Source organism: Bacteroidota bacterium (assembly GCA_019637975.1).
Classification (GTDB): Bacteria; Bacteroidota; Ignavibacteria; order UBA10030; family UBA6906; genus CAADGV01.
Window position 1 is genome coordinate 102,060 of record JAHBUR010000004.1, and the last position, 18,153, is coordinate 120,212.

Genomic DNA, 18,153 nt, shown 5'->3' on the forward strand with positions numbered 1-18,153 from the left:
TCTAATCCAATCTGGTAAAATCGTCAGAAGCTCCGTACAACTCGTTGATGTTCACTTGCTTGATGTTGCGACGGTTTTGCGGATTGAGAATGTAGCGCGCCAGAATCTTGTACGCATCATAATCAAAACGGCTCACACCCTTGAACAATTCCGTCTGCCCGTATTCGGTAAATCTGAAGCACGACAGCAAACACCAGTTATCAATAAGAAAGGCCTCGCCTTCATTTGTTACCGGATTCCGTTCTTCGATAACAATGCCGCCGTTAAACGGCCACGCCTTCACCCGTCTTTCGGTAAACGCTTCTTCAACGCGGGCATTGTAGGTTTCAGGCGGCTCCTCGCCCATGCAAGCCCCGTCGCATTGATGCAAGTGATATGCAAAGCAATAGGAATTGGATTGATGAATCCCGAGAAGCTTCTGACAGAGACGAAACTCCCTTGTAATCTGCGCGAGATATTCCTTCGCCTGCGGCATGTTTTTGAAGATACCCATAATCGGGGCTTCAAGATCGATTTCTATTTCATGTGTCTTCTCAAGAACAATGCTTGCATACCCGTGTGATGTCATCACGCGGCGGGCGAGAACGAGATCGCGATGGCGGCGCGACGCAACGTTGTACATCGGGCGCAGTTCTTTGATGAGCTGCGATTCGAGAAGCAGGGCGCCAAGTTCGCCGGTTGTTTGCCGCGTTTCGATGCGGGCCACCTGATGCGCCATCTCCATCTCCTTCGATGAACGATGGTCGCCTGAAAAATGCGACATCACGCGATCCCGGAGAGAGACGCTTTTGCCAACGTAGAGCAGTTCCCCTTTCGTTCCGTAGAACAGATACACGCCGGGTGTTTCCGGCAACGCATCGAGCGACTCTTTGTCGAGTTGAGGCGGAAGGCTGCTCGACTTCAGAATTGCATTGACGGCAAGCGTCAGCAGGTCGGGCGTTGCCTCGTTCTGCACTTTGCGGAGGAACTCAAGCACAACGCCGGCATCAGCCATTGCGCGATGACGTGCCGGACACTCAATCCCGTGACGCTGCATGACGCTGTCGAGATTGTGGTTGCGGTGCATCGGAAAGAGCTTACGGGAGAGTTTCACAGTGCACAAACATTTCGCGCTGAATTCCCTTCCCAATCGTCTGAATTCGTTCTTGACGAACGCATAATCGAACCGTGCGTTATGTGCAACAAAAATCGCCCCGTCAAGTATCTTATACAACTCCCGCGCTATCGAATGAAACATCGGCGCCCGGGACAGGCTTTCAGCGTTAATTCCCGTAAGCAACTCAATCTCATGCGGAACGAACCGGTCAGGGTTGACCAGCGATTGAAACTCCTTGACAACTCTCCCCTTCTCGACACGAATGACCGCGACATCAATGACGCGGCCATACAATGCGTTGCCGCCCGTTGTTTCAACATCAACAATGGCATAAGGGCGGTCATCCAAAAAGGAGAGCCGGGGTTCGGAGCTCATGTTCGAGAATTGATCAAGGGTATCCGCTTGTGTGGTGATTGCCATGACAGATTGTAGATTTGAGATTGTGGGGCGGGTATCGTCTGTACTCCCTTCTCCACAATCGCTAATCATCGTTCTTCCTCTTCAAAAATCGTACAACATCGGCCGGAAACGGAACCGCTGCTGCCCCACCGCGCTTCCGCGATGTTAATGCCCCGACGGCATTCGCAAAGCGACACATGGAAGTTAACTCTTCCGCGGACAAATCACCAATCGGCATGTTCACACTCGCAATGCGGTGAAGCAATGCTGCAAAGAAGGCATCGCCGCATCCCGTTGTGTCAACCGCTTTAACGTTGAAACCTGGTATAAACCCGCTTGATGATGCCGCTTGAAAATAGCTTCCCCTCACTCCTAACGTGATGGCAACAAGTTCCGGTCCGAGCAACCGGAGTTTTGCTGCTGCCCTCTCGAGAGTTGCGTGACCCGTGAGGAAGGTCGCTTCTTCATCATTCAGTCGAAGCACGGATGTTCGTCTTGCCATGTGCAGCATCACCCTCTTTGCTTCAGCGGCGGATTTCCACAAGCCCAGGCGGACGTTCGCATCGAACGCAACAATGCCACCCGAGGATTTGACATCGTCGGCAATCTCAAATGCCGTCGAGCGTGCCGGTTGCTTCGGCAGCAGCAAGGGGGCAATGTTCACGATACGCGACGCTTTGAATATGGACGAGTTTAGTTCTGACGCGAGCAGTTGTTCACCGGCGGGCGTTTTCTCCCAAAACTCGAAATCCCGCTCTCCCTCTTTCGTCAGGGAGACGAATGCAAGCCGGGTTCTGTGAACCTTGTCGATTACAACTCCCCCCACATCAACCTTGTCCTTCTCCAACTCCTTAACCAGGAATCTCCCGAACGAGTCCGCCCCCACTTTGCCGACAAAGCAAGAATGCGACCCGAGCTTCGCAAGCCCGACGGCAACGTTCGCCCCTTCACCGCCGAGAGCCTTGACGAACCCCGGAGCGTCAACCAACAGACCGGGCGCCGTTGAGACAAAGTCAACTATCGCCTCACCAACTGTTGTGATTGTATGAGAATCGGAACCCGCCATTTGGATTCTGTTTTCCACAAGCTAGATGATTTGTGACGGATGAACAAGCCACACCGATTGATTTTGTACGCTTCGATGCCTACCTTGAACCCACAACTTTTACCTCCACCAACATTGAGGAGATGAACGTGACAACCGCAGTCGATCAACCCGGCATTACGTCCGCTACAAAACTATCCAACGACATTCGCGTGCTGATGAACTACGTGAACGGAAGATGGATTGATTCCCGCAGTACGAATCTCCAACCTGTCATGAACCCGTCGGTGGGACAGATGATTGCAACGGTTCCTTTCTCCCTCTCTCAAGATGTTGACGATGCAGTTGTCTCGGCACGGAAGGCCTTTCCAACATGGTCGAACACGCCTATCAAGGAACGCGTGCAGGTGTTTTTCAAATACAAGACGTTGATGGAACGGGACATCGAATCGCTGACGGCTCTGGTTCATGAGGAGAATGGCAAGACGATGAGCGAGGCGCGGGCGGAGGTGGAGAAAGCCATCGAGGTGACGGAGTTCGCCTGCTCGATGCCGCAGTTAGTATCCGGAGAGATTCTTGAAGTTAGTAAGGGAGTTGAGTGCAGAATTGACCGCTACCCTGTCGGCGTAGTGGCTTCAATCACGCCCTTCAACTTCCCGAACATGGTGCCGAACTGGACAATCCCGAATGCGCTGGTTCTCGGCAATACGATAATTCTCAAGCCGTCCGAACTCGTTCCGCTCAGTTCCATCCGTATCGCAGAACTGTTAAAGGAAGCAGGATTGCCGGACGGTGTCTTCAACATCGTGCACGGCGGCCAGGAAGCCGTAGAAGCGATTTGTGATCATCCCGGCATTGATGCAGTGACGTTCGTCGGTTCGACGAAGGTTGCAAAGCTTGTGTATGCACGGGCAACTTCGCACTGTAAGCGGGCGCTTTGTCTCGGCGGAGCAAAGAATCATCTCATCGTCCTTCCTGATGCGCATGAAGACATGACTGCCTCAAACGTAGCAGCAAGCATGAGCGGCTGCGCGGGACAGCGGTGTATGGCAGCCTCGGCGATGGTTGCCGTCGGTAACGTTGACCACATAGTCAAGAAATTGTGTGACGAAGCGAAGAAGATCGTTCCGGGAAAGAACCTCGGCTCCGTCATCTCTAAAAAGGCAAAAGAACGAATCGAGAGCTACATCACCGACGCGGAGAAGCAAGGGGCGAAGATTCTCGTTGACGGCCGCAACTGTGTTGTGGAAGGGAAAGAAGAAGGCTACTACGTCGGTCCGACGGTGATTGATTATGTTCGCCCCGACATGCGCATCGCGCAAGAGGAAGTGTTCGGCCCCGTTCTCGCAATCATGAGGGCGGACAATGTTGACGATGCATTGAAGATCGAGAACAGCAATCCGTATGGCAACGCGGCAAGCGTCTTTACACAAAGCGGAGGCGCTGCTCGTTATGTGATCGAGCGGGCAAGCGCAGGAATGATCGGCGTGAACATCGGCGTCCCGGTTCCCCGCGAACCGTTCTCCTTCGGCGGCTGGAACGAATCGAAGTTCGGCGCTGGAGATATTACCGGCAAGAGTTCTATCGAGTTCCTGACAAAACCAAAGAAGACCACCATCAAATGGAATCCCGAATCGAAGGTGAATTGGATGAGCTGAACGGGGTTCAAGGTTTGTGGTTCGGAGATCACGATACAAGAAGTTGAATCTTGGATTCTGGATTCTGGTGCCAAAAGTCTGATTGGAAAATCATGAAGAAGTCGGGTTCCAAAACGTCATCCATTATTCCCTTGGAGCAAGTGCAGAGAACGATCCTGCTCATCCGGGGAAAGCGTGTAATGATAGATTCAGACCTCGCTCGCCTTTATGGGGTAAGCTCGAAGCGACTGAACGAGCAGGTAAAGCGCAATAGGGATCGATTTCCTGCAGACTTCATGTTTCAACTGACGGCAGATGAGGCGTCACCTTTAAGGTCGCAAAATGCGACCTTAAAGACAGGTCGAGGCCGGCATAGGAAGTATCTTCCGTTTGCCTTTACCGAACACGGAGCGCTTCAGCTTGCCAGCGTTCTCAACGGCCCTACAGCAACCGAGGTAAGCATACTCATTGTCCGAGCGTTTGTTCAATTGCGCGAGATTCTCTCTTCTCACACCCAAATAGCCCGCAAGTTGGAAGACCTTGAGCGCAAGATCGCATCTCACGACGAAACCATCACATCAATCATTCAGGCAATTCGCCGGCTGATGGAACCTATCGAACCGGCGAAGCGACGGCCTATCGGGTTCCGGCCACCGGAGGAAGATATCAGCTAATCTTACTTCTTTCGCATTGCCACAACATACACACCAAAAGAAGCCGCGAAGCCCACGAACCATGCATAATCATACAGGAACCGCAGAGGTTCGTACAGAAGTCCGACGAGCGCGATAAACACTCCTGCTGCAAGCGCAAACAGTGCCTTCATGTTGAATCCGCCGGAAAATTCGTACTCGCCACTGCGTATGTAGAGATCGGCAACATTCAGTTTCTGTTTGCGGACGATGAAGTAATCCGCAATCAGCACGCCGGCGATGGGACCGAGGAAGCTTGAGTAGCCGACAAGCCACCCGAAGATGTACGTTCCGTAATCCGACAACAGTTTCCACGGCATCATCACGATGCCGAGCACGGCGGTGATGAGGCCGCCGGTTTTGAAACTGATTTTTCTCGGAAAAAGGTTAGCGAAGTCGTTTGCCGGTGAGACGACATTTGCAGCGATGTTCGTCGTGAGCGTGGCAACGGAAAGAGAGAAGAGCGCTAGCAGAATAACAATTGGATTTTCGAACTTTGAGAGAAGAACAACCGGATCCCAGATTGCTTCACCAAAAATCACAACCGTCGCTGAAGTAACCGCAACGCCGATGAACGAGAAGAGCGCCATCGTCGGCGGAAGGCCGATTGCCTGCCCGATCATCTGATCGCGCTGACTTCGGGCATAGCGTGTGAAGTCAGGAATATTCAGTGAAAGCGTAGCCCAAAATCCCACCATCCCTGTCAACGACGGAACAAAAACCTTCCAGAACTCGCCGACAGTTTCAAACTTGCTCGGCTGCGCAAACATCGGCCCGAAACTGCCGATCGTGAAGTATGCCCACGCAAGCAATCCCAATCCCATAACAATCAAAAACGGAGCCGCATACGATTCCAGCCATTTGATCGACTCGGTTCCTTTCACGATGAAGTAGACATTCATCGACCAGAAAATCAGAAATCCGATTGCCGGACCCCATTCGAAGATTGCCCACTCGGGCAGCAGCAGAATGATCATCGAATTGAATGCCTGTCCGCCGATCCACGATTGAATGCCGAACCAGCCGCACGCAACTACAGCGCGCAATAGTGCCGGCACATTCGAGCCGAGTGTGCCGAACGATGCACGTGCAAGGACGGGAAACGGAATGCCGTACTTCGTTCCGGCGTGCGCGTTCAAGACCATCGGAATCAACACAATGATGTTGCCGAGTGTCACCGTCATCAGCGCCTGCCACCAATTCATTCCGCTTGCGATGAGTCCGCTTGCGAGCATGTAGGTGGGGATGCAGACACTCATTCCGATCCAGAGCGCAGCAATATTGTAGGTACTCCAGGTCCGTTGCGAAATTCTTGTCGGCGCAATGTCATCGTTAATAAGAGGACTTTGCCGGACCAAAGTGAGGTCGACTTCGACCAAGTCGGTATTCATAAACGATGATATGATTTGCTAAAGAGCGGATTGTGGATTGTGTGTGTGAGTCAATACTGTCACTTGTTAGAATAAAATCTGCTCAACACATCGACCGTCAACTGCCATAATGCGCATCCCGTTTGAGCAACTTGCCCCGCCCGACCGTGCCGACGAACTTCCCGTCACGCGCCGCAACTTCACCGCGCACTGTCACAATGTGCGGCCTGCCCTTGATTTGCCACCCTTCAAACGCGCTGTAGTCAAGATTGAGATGATGTGTCCGGGCTGAAATTGTACCACGATAGTTCGGATCGTACACGACCAAATCGGCGTCGCTGCCAACGGCAATCGTGCCTTTGCGCGGATACAAGCCGAACAATTTCGCCGCCTTCGTGCTGGCGCAATCAACAAGCGTGTTCAAATCCAGGCGGCCTTCACACACGCCGTGAGTGTACAGCAAGTTGACACGGTCTTCGAGTGACGGGATGCCATTGGGGATTTTCGTGAAGTCATTCCGCCCCACTTCCTTCTGCCCGACAAAGTCAAATGGCGCGTGGTCGGTGGCAACTGTTGAGACGAATCCCTGACGCAAAGCGTTCCAGAATACGTCTTGATTCTTTTTCTCCCGCAACGGCGGCGACATGACATACTTCGACCCTTCAAAATTCGGCAGCTCAGCATAGCTCTTATCCAACAGCAGATACTGGATCAACGTCTCAACGTGCACATTGATGCCGCGCTGCTTCGCCAGCAACGCTTCCTGCAACGATTCTTCGCAGCTTGTGTGAACGATGTAGCAGTGCGTGCCGTGCAATTCAGCAAATGTCAGAAGATGATGAACGCCTTCGGCTTCGACGCGAGGCGGCCGGCTCCAGTAATGCCATTCAGGGCCCGTCTTTCCTTCACCAAGAAGCTTCTGCTGCAACTCGAAGACGGCGTCCGCGTTCTCGCAATGCGCCGTGACGATAACGCCCAACTCTTTCGCAAGGCGCATGGCGTGGTACAACTCTTCATCCGAAATGCCGAACGCCCCTTTGTAGGCCAGAAACACTTTGAAACTGGAAATACCGCTTCGGACAATTTCGATCAATTGTCCCTCCGTCTCCTTGTCGAGGCGACTCACCGTTTGATGAAATGTGAAATCGCATGCACTTTTGCCTTCGGCCTTGCCAAGCCACAATTCGAATCCATCGGCAAGCGGCTCCTCAGACCGGGCCTGGCATATCATCTCGATGAAGGTTGTAGTACCGCCGACGAGAGCTGCTTTACTCGCGGTTTCATGGGTATCTTTGGCGAACGTGCCCATAAACGGCAGGTAAATATGCACGTGCGGATCGATGAAGCCGGGGAACACATATTTTCCTGCGGCATCAATGACAGTGGCGTTCGGCGGCGCATCAAGTTGTTTTCCGATGCGCGTGATTTGGTCACCTTCGCAATAGATATCCGCTGAATAGTCTTGATCGGCAGTGATTATGCGCCCGTTTTTGACTAGCATTGACATTGCTGTTTCCTTTGGTGATAAGGTTCGAGGTTTGCGGTTAGGGTTTCAGGGTTCGAGGTTGATGGATTCATCACTCACACCTCCCATCCCGAACGTCGAACCGAGTTCTACATCCACGGTTCATCCGCTGTGGGGCCGTAGATGGATGGCACCTTGCCGTCGGCAAGACGGATATACACCGAGAGTTGTCCGCGATGATGTACCGAATCCAACAACATCATCCAGCAGAGATCCATCTTTCTGACCGGAGCCATCGTCTTCGGCGCTACGGGGAACGTGACGCTGTCTTCAAAGCTTGAATCCGGCATGCTCTTGAGTTTTGCCACAATTGCCGCGTTTCCTTTTTCTGTCGCGCTGACAATTTCCGCCAGTGTGGGCAGCGGCTGGGGCGCTTGCGAAGTAAAGTCGAGGGCGCCGTCAAGTATCTGAGAGAAAAAATGCTGCTCGTTGATGAATACTGAAAGCAATTCACGAGCCGACTTCGATTTTGCCGCGGGCTTCAGATCGAGCTTGTCTGATGGATAGGCCTTCAGTACTTTAACCGTCGTTTGAAACTCGTGTTCCCAAACGCCAATGAAGTCTTCTTTCTGCGTTGGCATGCAGCCTCCTTGTTGGTGAAATCTGGATTGTTCGTGTATTCTCTAATGGATTTCAATACCGTGTTTCTTCTGAAACGCCCGCAGATCCTCCCACGTCATCGGTTGCGGGAGTTCCTTCACGAGTTCATTCCATGTTTTTGATTGTTTCCCGTCATCAAGTTGTACCATCGAAACACAGCCGTCAACCGGACAGACGATGTAGCACAACCGGCAACCAACGCAATCGTTTTCGCGGACTCTCGGCTGCTTCACAATCTCGGTAGAGCCGTTCGTGCCGATAACTGTGTCAACAAGGTCAATGCACTGGTGTGCCGTGTCTTCACAGGCAACGTAGCAGAGATTGCACCGGATGCACTTTGATTCATCTATGCGTGCCGCTGCTTTGAAGAGAAGGTTGAGATTGCCGAAGTCGTCAATCCGATGCAACGCCTTGCCGCGGACTTGATCAAGCGACGTGTAGCCTTTCTCTTCCATCCAATTCTCCATCCCCTCAATCATATCTTCAACAATGCGGAAGCCGTAGTGCATTGCGGCGGTGCAGACTTGTACGCTGCTTGCGCCAAGAAGAATAAACTCCAGCGCGTCTCGCCACGTTGAAATGCCACCGATACCGGAAATCGGCAGATTGATTTCCGGGTCGGTTGCGATTTGCGAGACCATATTAAGCGCAATCGGTTTTACAGCGGGACCCGCGTACCCGCCGTGTCCTCCTTTTCCTCCCACCGATGGCTTCAGTTCAAAGGTGTCGAGGTCAACGCCCATAATAGTATTGATGGTGTTGATAAGGGAAATCCCATTAGCCCCTGCACGCTTCGCGGCACGGCCGGGAAAGCGAACATCGGCAACGTTCGGCGTCAGTTTCACGAGAACGGGAATCGTTGAAGCTTCCATCACCCACTCGGTGATCATCTGGCAGTACTCCGGTACCTGTCCGACCGCTGAACCCATGCCGCGCTCGCTCATGCCATGCGGGCAGCCGTAGTTCAGCTCGATACCGTCCGCGCCGGTATCGATCGAACGTTTCACGATGTCGTGCCACGTTTCGCGTTTGGATTCCACCATCAACGACACAATCACAGCGCGGTCAGGCCAGAGTTTCTTTGTCTCGGCAATCTCGCGCAAGTTCGTTTCAATCGGCCGGTCGCTGATAAGTTCGATGTTGTTGAGGCCAAGAATTTTCTGTCCGTTATAGTCAACCGAACCGTAGCGGTTGCAGACGTTCATCACCGGCTCGCCGATCGTCTTCCAGACGGCCCCGCCCCAGCCCGCTTCAAAGGCCTTGCAGACTTGATAGCCGCTGTTCGTCGGCGGCGCAGACGCGAGCCAGAAAGGGTTAGGCGATTTGATACCACCGCAATCAACTGTCAAATCAATCATACAAATCTCCGGTTATTTGCCGAAACAAAACTCATGAATCCCGTATGCCGCCTTCTTCCCATCAGCCGCGGCATTCACTACTTCCTTGCCGCCATTCCTCATGAACTCCCGTTCTCTGTCTTCAACTCAAACGTCATTGCGTTCGGTTGCGTTACGAAGAGTGGCGTTGAGAATCTCGAAGCAGGTCAGTTCCTGTCACCTCTAGTCAATTTTGTCGAGAGACATTTGCAACAATTGGTTCACAACTTCATGTTGTGGAAGTCTCTTCTTGCGTGCAAGCGATCGAATCCTTCTTGCAACTTTATCGTCAATGAGGATTGCGTGCTTTTCTCCGATCAAGTCAAACGTGACATCAACCTCTTTGATGTCGTCGAACTCAACAAGGCTGTGTTCATCCCAGAAATCGGAGGCTTCACGCACCGTCATGTGTTCTTTGTATCCTGCCGGATACTTCTTCTTACTTTTTGCCATAACGTTTTCTCTCTGCGTTTGTCATATCTCGAGCCGACAGAATCAGCGCATCACTACTTGTCTTGTGAATGTAGAATATGGAAAGGTATCTCCCCGCCTCTGTCCTTCCCAGTGCATTGTACAAATCTTCTCCATCAACGTCACCTTTTTCCTTGAAAAGAACCTTCGGTTTTGAGTGCAAGACTTCTTTGACCTCATCTTTTGTGATGTTGTGCTTCCATACGAGTTTGTCTTCAACGTAATCGAGCCAAATGAGGTACCGGATCGTCATACAGCTTTTGGCTATACGAACAATATCGAGTGAATCCCGTGTGCCGCCTTCTTCCCATCAGCCGCGGCATTCACCACTTCCTTTCCCCCGTTGATGCAATCACCACCGGCAAAGTATTTCTGGTTGGATGTTTGAAGGGTGTCAGGGTTCACCCAGACCTTGCCACTCTCGATCTTGAGGTTTGAAATCTGAGCGAGAAACGCCTGCTCGATGTTTTGCCCCACGGACTTGATAATCATGTCCACCGGAATCTGAAACTCGGAATCCGGCACAGGAACAGGTCGTCGGCGTCCTTCTTCATCCCGCTCGCCCAACTTCATTTGAATGCACTCGAGAGCTTCAACATGACTATGTCCTATGATGCGGCTCGGTGCAGTGAGAAATTGAAACTGCACGCCATCACTTTTCGCAAGTTCGTATTCAAAGTCGTACGCCGGCATTTCCTCCTGGCTTCTTCTGTAGATGATCATTACCTGCTCTGCGCCGAGCCGACGTGCTTCGGTTACCGCATCAATAGCCGTGTTACCCGCACCGATAACGGCAACGCGCTTGCCGACATCAATGGAAGTCCAATTCCGCGTTGTGACTTTTCCAATGAAGTCGAGTGCGTCAACAACGCCGGGAAGATTCTCGCCCGAAATGTTCAATCGGGAGGGGAAACCGAGTCCGACGCCGAGGAAAATTGCATCGTGCTTCTGTTCCAGCTCCGCAAGCTGGATATCCCTGCCGACACGCACGCCGGATTGAATCTTCACGCCGAAACTCTGTACGAGCTTCACTTCATTCAATGCGTCTTCCTGCGTCATTTTGTACGGCGCGATGCCCCACGTGTTGAGGCCGCCCGGTTTTTCGTTCGCGTCATAGACGGTGACATCGAACCCGAGCAATGCAGCCTCGGCGGCACATGAAAGACCTGCAGCCCCCGCTCCAATCACACCGATACTCTTGCCGTTCTTCGGCGCCGGTGTGAACAGCGGCGACATGCCGTGTTCAAAGTACCGATCCATCGCGTAGCGTTGGAGCCGTCCGATCTGGATCGGCTCCTCACCACGTTCGTTGTACACACAAGCCCCTTCACACAATACGTCCACCGGACACGCCTTCGCGCACGTAAGCGCAGCCCAGTTCGATTTGAGAATCGTCTTGGCCGAACCCTTCAGATTTCCCGTCGCGATTTTCTTGATGAACGTGGAGATGTCTATATGCGTGGGACAGGCCTTCATACATGGCGAATCGTAGCAATACAAACACCTGTTCGCTTCCGCCGTCGCAGAATTTTCTGTGAACGGGGGGTGAATCTCCGCGAAGTTGGATTCGTATTGTTCGTGTGAAAGCTTGGCGGCAAGATTCTTCATTGAACCTCCGCATCCGCAATGCTCAAGGCTTCGTCCAACGCCCGAACCCCTTCATCAATCTCTTCTTTTGAAACAATCAACGGCGGCGCCACAACAAAGTGGCTGATCCACGCCTGAATAAACACGCCGTTCTTCATCATTTCGGCGGCGACTCTGTCGACAACCAACGGTTTTCCGGACACTTTGTCTGTTTTCGTGTTGAACGGTTCTTTTGTGTCTTGATTCTTCACCAACTCAACAGCCCAGAACAACCCGATGCCGCGGACCTCACCGATGCTCGGATGCTTCGCCTTCAGCGCGTTCAGCTTCTCTCCGAGATACGTTCCCATTTCCTTCGCACGTTGATTGGTATTCAGCCGCTTCATCTCGTTTATCGCGGCAATGGCCGGCGCCAATGTTATCGGATGCGCTTCGTATGTGTGTCCGTGTGAGAAGTAATGATCGTCGAAGTAGTCTGCAATCTTCTTTGATGTTGCGCAGAGTCCGAGCGGAACGTACGCCGCGGTGATGCCTTTCGCTGTCGTAAGAATATCCGGTTTCACGCCCCAATGATTGACGGCAAACCACTCGCCCGTTCTCCCCCATCCGCTCATGACTTCGTCGGCGATGAGCAACACGTTGTACTTGTCGCAGATTTGACGAAGGCGCGGAAGATATTCCCTCGGTGGAATGAGCACGCCGTTGGTTCCCACAACCGGCTCGATGAGCACGGCGGCAACGTCGCTTTCATTTTCGATCATGTGTTCGATGTACTCAACGCATGCAATGCCGCAGCCGGGATAGGTATGCAGCATCGGGCATTTGTAGCAGTTGACTTCGGGGGCAAAGATGACGCCGGGAATTTTTCCCGCCGGTTCCATCGCCCAGCGGCGCGGATCGCTTGTCGCGGCAATCGAACCCATTGTTGAACCGTGATACGAACGATAGCGGGCGATGATTTTCGTTTTACCCGTGTACATGCGCGCAATCTTGAATGCCGCTTCGTTCGCCTCAGTGCCGGATGTCGTGAAGAAGAATTTCTCCAATCCTTCCGGTAACACTTCAAGCAACATCTTGCTCAGTTCGGCGCGCACATCTGTTGCAAATCCTGGTGCAATGAAAGGGAGCTTCCTCGCTTGTTCATCAATCGCCTTGATAACCGCGGGATTCTTGTGCCCCAGATTCGAGCACATAAGCTGCGATGAAAAATCGAGATACTTCTTGCCGCTGCCGTCAACAAAGTAACAGCCTTCGGCGTCGGCGACGTGCATCGGCTTCCAGCCTTTTTGAAAGCGCCATGTGCCGTAGGTATAGCGGGCGGTGAGTTGGGTGATTTCTTGGGAGGAGAGAGTCTTGCTCATGATTTCCTTTTGATGACAATGTATGGGGTCTTCGGTATCCCGGACCCTGAATCCAATCGGCCGACTATTTCAGTTTGGATTGGGTTTGCCACAAGAAATTAGCAGGAAAGAACAGATCACAAATTGTGACCAGTTCTTCGCGTTCCGATTTCGTCAGCTGAGACACTCAGGGTTCAAGATGTCTCTCATATCTCGACAAGTTGCCTGTACATATCCGGCCGCCGGTCGCGAAAGAACTGCCATGTCTCACGAACTTCCTTAATCATATCCAAATCCAAATCAGCAACGACAAGTTCCGACTTGTCACGACTTGCCTGCGCGATGATTTTACCGCGGGGATTGCAGAAGTAGCTTTTGCCGTAGAACTCGCCGATGTTCCACGGCGCTTCAACGCCAACGCGATTGATCGCGCCCACGAAGTAGCCGTTAGCCACCGCATGAGCAGGCTGTTCAAGTTCCCACAAATATTCGGAGAGGCCGGCAACAGTGGCCGAAGGATTAAACACGATCTCCGCGCCGCTCAGTCCGAGACAGCGCGCTCCCTCTGGAAAATGCCTGTCGTAACAAATATACGCGCCTATTTTCGCGTAACGCGTCTGGAACACCGGGTAACCGAGATTGCCCGGCCGGAAGTAAAACTTCTCCCAAAAACCCGGGTCAACCTGCGGAATGTGTGTCTTCCGATACTTGCCGAGATATGAACCATCTGCGTCAATCACGGCCGCGGTGTTGTAGTACACGCCCGTCATTTCTTCTTCATAGATCGGCACGATGATTACCATCTGATACTTCTTTGCAAATTCCTGCATCAGCTTCACCGTCGGGCCGTCCGGAATGCGTTCGGTGGAGTTGTACCATTTCGTTTTTTGTTCCGCGCAGAAGTAGGGACCATAGAAAATCTCCTGCAGGCAGAGGATCTGTACACCTTTTCTGCCGGCATCTTCAATAAAGGGAATATGTTTGTCGATCATTGCCTTCTTGATCACCTCAATCGGCTGATCGTTGGATGTGGCGATAGAACATTGAATGAGACCGCATTTCACGATGCGCGACATTACTGCTCCTGATGGTAGTTATTGTGGTCAGTGGAAAGACGTTTGTGCGTGCTGAAAATAGTAGGCACAATTTTCGTTTATGTCAATACTACTGAAGCACGACAAGCTTCCGGCTGCGGAAAACCCCCTCCGCTTCGAGGCGGTAGAAGTAGATTCCGGCGGAAATCCCTGTCATATCAACTGCGACGCGGTGAAATCCTGCCTGCTGCTGTCCGTTCACAAGTTTCTGAATCGTCCGGCCGAGAACATCATATATAATCAGCCTGATATTCATGTCGCGAGGCAGGCCGTATTCAATGATCGTTGTTGGATTGAACGGATTGGGATAATTCTGCAGGAGAATGATTTCGGTCGGCATCTGGAGTTTATCAACGCCGACCGATGTCGGGCTTACATATTGAAGAACTCGCTTCCAGTAGATCTTGACAGTATCCGAACCAGTTACGACTCTGGCGGTAATCGTATCATCGCCTGCGGTGAGCGGGGCGGTAACCGTTGCCGAGTACGTTCCGTTCCCAAGGTTGTTAACGGCACCGAGCGTCCCGCTTCCGGTTCCATGTAAAAGGACCGTCCGCCCGCTGGAGAGCAATGTATCCGAGTTGTTTTTCGGCGTAATGAGAATTGTTGCAGTTGAAGTTCCGTTGGCAATCAACGTGTCGGGAGTGATGGTGAGTTGAGAGAGAAAGGGATCGACTTTGGTGCGCAGTGAATCTTTCCACTGATTGAATTGCGCACGCAGCAGATCGATGGGATCCACGCCGACGGACGTCGTCGGAATGATTTTTTGCAGGTAAGGAACTCCTCCATCACCAATCCGCACAACTTTGATGAAGCCGGACTGTGACGACGTGTTGCGGACGGCGCATCGCGTATCGGCACCGATGATCTTCGCCGCTTCAAGGGTTGCCATCAAGCGATCTGCGAGCGGACCGGGTGTGCGCAGAAACGTATTTCTCATCGTGTCAATAATGACCTGTCCGGATAGGATATTCCCCTGCACGGCGTAACCGGGGCCGGTTGCATGGTTCTTGTAGTTCGTGCAATTCACGCCCGTATACGCGGCGCTTTCACCATTGCGCCGCAGGTCAACAATTCCGTACTGGCGGATGGTGGGGTTACCCTGTGCATCATTCGCCACCATGTAGTTGATGATTTGTTGGGGTGAGTCGCCTGCCAACATTCGCTGACGTGCGGCAATTTGGTTGGATTCAAGCCACGACGCTTGGGTATGAATTGCGCCGATTCCTTCCAGCACATCGCTCAAAATAAAGGCGCCGACTCCGTTGATCGCGCCTACGCACGACGCACCCGCGCTGCCGATTTCACCCGTCACCGTGTCAACGGCAACGATGGAAAAGGTATCCTGCGCCGGAAGCGATGAAACGGCGGCGAACAGAGCAATTGCTACGTAAACGGTTTTCATGATGGCATGAAGAACTGTTGAGGAAAGTTCTGATGAAGGATAGGAGAAATACGTCAGGAAAGCAAGGAACTACGCCGTGCTCGAGGCCTTGTAAGCGGCAGCTGCCTGAAGATCAACAGAATAGCGCTCTTTGAGGCAGTGAACGCACATCTCTTCTTTTGCCCCGGCACTCGGATACTCCAGAACAATCTCGTACTCATGCACGCCAAACATGCAGCAGAGCCGTTTCCAGATATCCCCGAACGACGGATGATAGATCACCGTTTTACGGGAAGAGATATGCACGCGAATGAATCGCATGACTCGTTATAGATGATGTTGAACTTGAAAAACAGAGGGTGAGATGTGTTGCTGATACAAATATATAACGCGGGCCTCCATAATACAAGGCCCGCGTCACACTTTGAAGAAATTAATTTGCGGTCGGTTACTTGTGAGTGATCACACGGTACGTGAGAACACCGGCTTCGTTTTCCCGATGGCGTCGATGTACGCATCGAAACACATCGCGATGTTACGCAGCAACAACCGGCCTGCTCCTACAATCGTGATCTTGTCGGAACTGATCTCAACCAGCCCGTCATCAACGAAGCGACCGAGTTGGGAAATGGAGCTTCCGAAGTATTCATTGAAATCGATCCCGAACTTCTCCTCCACCGCAGGAATCGTCAGCTCGAGATCACACATCAACCGCATAATGACATACTTGCGGACATGATCATCTTCCGTCATTTTGTAACCGACGTGTGTAGCGAGCCTGCCGGAATCAATCGCTTTGTAATATTCCTGCAGGGTCTTTTCGTTCTGCGCGTAGATGTTTTGGAAATGACTGATGGACGACATGCCGAACCCGTACAAATCAGCGCCGGATTTTGTCGAATAGCCTTGGAAGTTTCTATACAGAGTCTTTTCCTTTTGCGCAACCGAAAGCTCGTCCGTCGGTTTTGCAAAATGATCCATGCCGATGTACTCGTAGCCGTGCGATGCAAGTAATTCAATTGTCATCTTGAGAATATCCAGCTTCTGTTCCGGCGTCGGCAGATCTTCAGGATGAATGAGTTGCTGATGTTTCTTCATCCAGGGGACATGGGCATAGTTGAAGACGGCAATACGATCCGGGGAGAAATGAAGGACTTTCTTCACCGTCTTCTCAAACGACTCGACGGTTTGAAACGGAAGTCCGTAAATCAAATCAAGATTGATCGAATGGAAGTCCAATGCCTCGGCCCATTTCAGCACTTGCAGCGAAAGCTCTTCGGGCTGAATACGATTAACGGCCTTCTGCACCCTCTCGTCAAAATCTTGCACACCCATACTCATCCGGTTGAAGCCGATATGCCGCAACGTGCCGAGATGTTTCTGTGTCAACTCACGCGGATCAATCTCAACACTCATCTCCACTTCGGGATCGACATTGAATTTCGCCTTGATGTACTCGCCAATGTCGAGAAGTTCTTCAGGAGAAAGATGCGTCGGGGTTCCGCCTCCCCAATGGATTTGCGTTACCTTCCGGTTGCGCCCGAGCAACGGCGCAATCATGTCGATTTCTTTTTTGAGATAGCGCAGATATTCGGCAATGCGGTTACGATCCCGCGTCACCATCATCGTGCAGCCGCAGAAGTAGCAGAGCGTGTCGCAAAACGGAAAATGAAAATACAGCGAAATATCCGACGTGACATCATCGGTGTTAGTGTCGAGTATTTCCTGCCTGTAATCTTCTGCCGTAAATGACGTGCTGAATAACGGCGCGGTGGGGTAACTGGTGTAACGCGGACCTGGGGTATCGTACTTTTTGAGTAATCCGATATCAACTTGAGAGAACGGGGCTTGCATCAAACAGAACTCCTTCACTGGTTACGCACAGGTTTTTGCAAACCCAATGCCAAGGAACTGCCTCCAATATAGCCATTTCCGGCTGAAATTCAGCCGTTCTTGACTGAAAGGAGATTCGCCATGCAGAATGTGAGAAGATTTGTCACCTTTTTCCCAGCTTTGGGAAACAGGTCAGGCTGGCTGCCCGACAAGACGTTTCCTCGTATATGCAATCAATCCCCCTGCATCAATAATCGCCTGTCGGGATTTCGGAAGCGGGACGATCTTGAATGTCTTCCCCGTCGTCTTGTTCAGAACGAAGTCGTGGCCGATATTCAATTCATCCCCCTCGTTCGCTTCGATGTCGGGGACTTCCACCAATCGAAGTCCGAGATTGACGGAGTTCTGGAGAAAGATGCGTGCAAAACTCTTCGCAACAATGACAAGCTCGTGACCCTTCAACGTCGAGACGGCCTGTTCACGCGACGAGCCGCAACCGAAGTTCTTTCCTGCAACAATCACGCTGCCCGCCGGAATCTGTTTTGCCTTCAGCTTTCCGTTAAACTCCGTCATATCAGCAAATGCAAACTGCGGCGTCTCCGTCGGCAGCACCGTTGCCATGTAGCGGCCGGGATAAATGACGTCGGTGGAAATGTCGTTGTCAAGCTTCAGCACAACCTGCGGCATGACGGATTCTCCTTCTA

General features: G+C 52.1%; 17 protein-coding genes. 2 read left to right on the forward strand and 15 right to left on the reverse strand.

The features are described 5' to 3' along the window. Position 1: 1 nt before the first annotated feature. Complete coding sequence (locus KF749_03155; protein ID MBX2990147.1) at positions 2-1,585, reverse strand: GIY-YIG nuclease family protein; 1,584 nt, start codon at positions 1,583-1,585, stop codon at positions 2-4. Continuing rightward, complete coding sequence (locus KF749_03160; GenBank protein ID MBX2990148.1) at positions 1,578-2,561, reverse strand: carbohydrate kinase; 984 nt, start codon at positions 2,559-2,561, stop codon at positions 1,578-1,580. The genes KF749_03155 and KF749_03160 overlap by 8 nt, the downstream gene beginning before the upstream one ends. 122 nt (positions 2,562-2,683) lie before the next feature. Here KF749_03160 and KF749_03165 point away from each other — a divergent pair, with 122 nt between their 5' ends. Together KF749_03165 and KF749_03170 are read left to right on the forward strand one after the other, a co-directional pair. Further along, positions 2,684-4,198 (forward strand): CoA-acylating methylmalonate-semialdehyde dehydrogenase, encoded by a 1,515-nt coding sequence (locus KF749_03165; GenBank protein MBX2990149.1) that lies wholly within the window; start codon positions 2,684-2,686, stop codon positions 4,196-4,198. A gap of 92 nt (positions 4,199-4,290) precedes the next feature. Further along, on the forward strand, positions 4,291-4,851 hold the full coding sequence (locus KF749_03170; GenBank protein ID MBX2990150.1) for an ORF6N domain-containing protein: 561 nt from the start codon (positions 4,291-4,293) through the stop codon (positions 4,849-4,851). Positions 4,852-4,853: 2 nt separating this feature from the next. Here the strand turns inward: KF749_03170 and KF749_03175 are convergent, their stop codons facing one another. The 13 genes from KF749_03175 to leuD form a co-directional block, all read right to left on the reverse strand. Next, positions 4,854-6,260: an NCS1 family nucleobase:cation symporter-1 gene (locus KF749_03175; GenBank protein MBX2990151.1), complete on the reverse strand. Its 1,407-nt coding sequence runs from the start codon at positions 6,258-6,260 to the stop codon at positions 4,854-4,856. 97 nt (positions 6,261-6,357) lie between these two features. Further along, positions 6,358-7,746 carry a dihydropyrimidinase gene (gene hydA, locus KF749_03180; GenBank protein MBX2990152.1) on the reverse strand — a complete coding sequence of 463 codons (1,389 nt, stop codon included), beginning with the start codon at positions 7,744-7,746 and terminating at the stop codon, positions 6,358-6,360. Between the two features lie 107 nt (positions 7,747-7,853). Then, on the reverse strand, positions 7,854-8,345 hold the full coding sequence (locus KF749_03185) for a hypothetical protein (protein ID MBX2990153.1): 492 nt from the start codon (positions 8,343-8,345) through the stop codon (positions 7,854-7,856). A 42-nt stretch (positions 8,346-8,387) separates the two neighbouring features. After that, positions 8,388-9,722: an NAD-dependent dihydropyrimidine dehydrogenase subunit PreA gene (gene preA / locus KF749_03190; protein ID MBX2990154.1), complete on the reverse strand. Its 1,335-nt coding sequence runs from the start codon at positions 9,720-9,722 to the stop codon at positions 8,388-8,390. A 201-nt stretch (positions 9,723-9,923) separates the two neighbouring features. Continuing rightward, entirely contained in the window at positions 9,924-10,193 is a 270-nt protein-coding gene (locus tag KF749_03195; protein ID MBX2990155.1) for a hypothetical protein, read from the reverse strand. Continuing rightward, on the reverse strand, positions 10,180-10,464 hold the full coding sequence (locus tag KF749_03200) for a BrnT family toxin (GenBank protein ID MBX2990156.1): 285 nt from the start codon (positions 10,462-10,464) through the stop codon (positions 10,180-10,182). The genes KF749_03195 and KF749_03200 overlap by 14 nt, the downstream gene beginning before the upstream one ends. 11 nt (positions 10,465-10,475) lie before the next feature. Next, positions 10,476-11,819 carry an NAD(P)-dependent oxidoreductase gene (locus KF749_03205; GenBank protein MBX2990157.1) on the reverse strand — a complete coding sequence of 448 codons (1,344 nt, stop codon included), beginning with the start codon at positions 11,817-11,819 and terminating at the stop codon, positions 10,476-10,478. Next, entirely contained in the window at positions 11,816-13,159 is a 1,344-nt protein-coding gene (locus KF749_03210) for an aminotransferase class III-fold pyridoxal phosphate-dependent enzyme (protein ID MBX2990158.1), read from the reverse strand. The genes KF749_03205 and KF749_03210 overlap by 4 nt, the downstream gene beginning before the upstream one ends. Positions 13,160-13,344: 185 nt before the next feature. Beyond that, entirely contained in the window at positions 13,345-14,214 is an 870-nt protein-coding gene (locus KF749_03215) for an acyltransferase (GenBank protein MBX2990159.1), read from the reverse strand. 88 nt (positions 14,215-14,302) lie between these two features. Continuing rightward, the gene (locus KF749_03220; GenBank protein MBX2990160.1) at positions 14,303-15,637 is read right to left on the reverse strand and encodes a DUF1028 domain-containing protein; all 1,335 of its coding nucleotides are present in this window, start codon (positions 15,635-15,637) and stop codon (positions 14,303-14,305) included. A gap of 69 nt (positions 15,638-15,706) precedes the next feature. Beyond that, a complete protein-coding gene (locus KF749_03225) occupies positions 15,707-15,937 on the reverse strand; it encodes a hypothetical protein (protein MBX2990161.1) in 231 nt (76 codons plus the stop codon). A gap of 141 nt (positions 15,938-16,078) precedes the next feature. After that, a complete protein-coding gene (gene hemN, locus KF749_03230) occupies positions 16,079-17,470 on the reverse strand; it encodes an oxygen-independent coproporphyrinogen III oxidase (GenBank protein ID MBX2990162.1) in 1,392 nt (463 codons plus the stop codon). Between the two features lie 171 nt (positions 17,471-17,641). After that, entirely contained in the window at positions 17,642-18,136 is a 495-nt protein-coding gene (gene leuD / locus KF749_03235; protein ID MBX2990163.1) for a 3-isopropylmalate dehydratase small subunit, read from the reverse strand. Positions 18,137-18,153: the final 17 nt, after the last annotated feature.

Bases quoted from the DNA above. Each gene is read 5' to 3' on its own strand.
- KF749_03185 (MBX2990153.1), bottom strand. From the start codon at position 8,345: ATGCCAACGCAGAAAGAAGACTTCATTGGCGTTTGGGAACACGAGTTT.
- preA (MBX2990154.1), bottom strand. From the start codon at position 9,722: ATGATTGATTTGACAGTTGATTGCGGTGGTATCAAATCGCCTAACCCT.
- KF749_03175 (MBX2990151.1), bottom strand. From the start codon at position 6,260: ATGAATACCGACTTGGTCGAAGTCGACCTCACTTTGGTCCGGCAAAGT.
- KF749_03160 (MBX2990148.1), bottom strand. From the start codon at position 2,561: ATGGCGGGTTCCGATTCTCATACAATCACAACAGTTGGTGAGGCGATA.
- KF749_03220 (MBX2990160.1), bottom strand. From the start codon at position 15,637: ATGAAAACCGTTTACGTAGCAATTGCTCTGTTCGCCGCCGTTTCATCG.
- KF749_03205 (MBX2990157.1), bottom strand. From the start codon at position 11,819: ATGAAGAATCTTGCCGCCAAGCTTTCACACGAACAATACGAATCCAAC.
- KF749_03170 (MBX2990150.1), top strand. From the start codon at position 4,291: ATGAAGAAGTCGGGTTCCAAAACGTCATCCATTATTCCCTTGGAGCAA.
- hydA (MBX2990152.1), bottom strand. From the start codon at position 7,746: ATGTCAATGCTAGTCAAAAACGGGCGCATAATCACTGCCGATCAAGAC.
- KF749_03215 (MBX2990159.1), bottom strand. From the start codon at position 14,214: ATGTCGCGCATCGTGAAATGCGGTCTCATTCAATGTTCTATCGCCACA.
- hemN (MBX2990162.1), bottom strand. From the start codon at position 17,470: ATGCAAGCCCCGTTCTCTCAAGTTGATATCGGATTACTCAAAAAGTAC.
- KF749_03210 (MBX2990158.1), bottom strand. From the start codon at position 13,159: ATGAGCAAGACTCTCTCCTCCCAAGAAATCACCCAACTCACCGCCCGC.
- KF749_03200 (MBX2990156.1), bottom strand. From the start codon at position 10,464: ATGACGATCCGGTACCTCATTTGGCTCGATTACGTTGAAGACAAACTC.
- KF749_03225 (MBX2990161.1), bottom strand. From the start codon at position 15,937: ATGCGATTCATTCGCGTGCATATCTCTTCCCGTAAAACGGTGATCTAT.
- leuD (MBX2990163.1), bottom strand. From the start codon at position 18,136: ATGCCGCAGGTTGTGCTGAAGCTTGACAACGACATTTCCACCGACGTC.
- KF749_03155 (MBX2990147.1), bottom strand. From the start codon at position 1,585: ATGATTAGCGATTGTGGAGAAGGGAGTACAGACGATACCCGCCCCACA.
- KF749_03165 (MBX2990149.1), top strand. From the start codon at position 2,684: ATGAACGTGACAACCGCAGTCGATCAACCCGGCATTACGTCCGCTACA.
- KF749_03195 (MBX2990155.1), bottom strand. From the start codon at position 10,193: ATGGCAAAAAGTAAGAAGAAGTATCCGGCAGGATACAAAGAACACATG.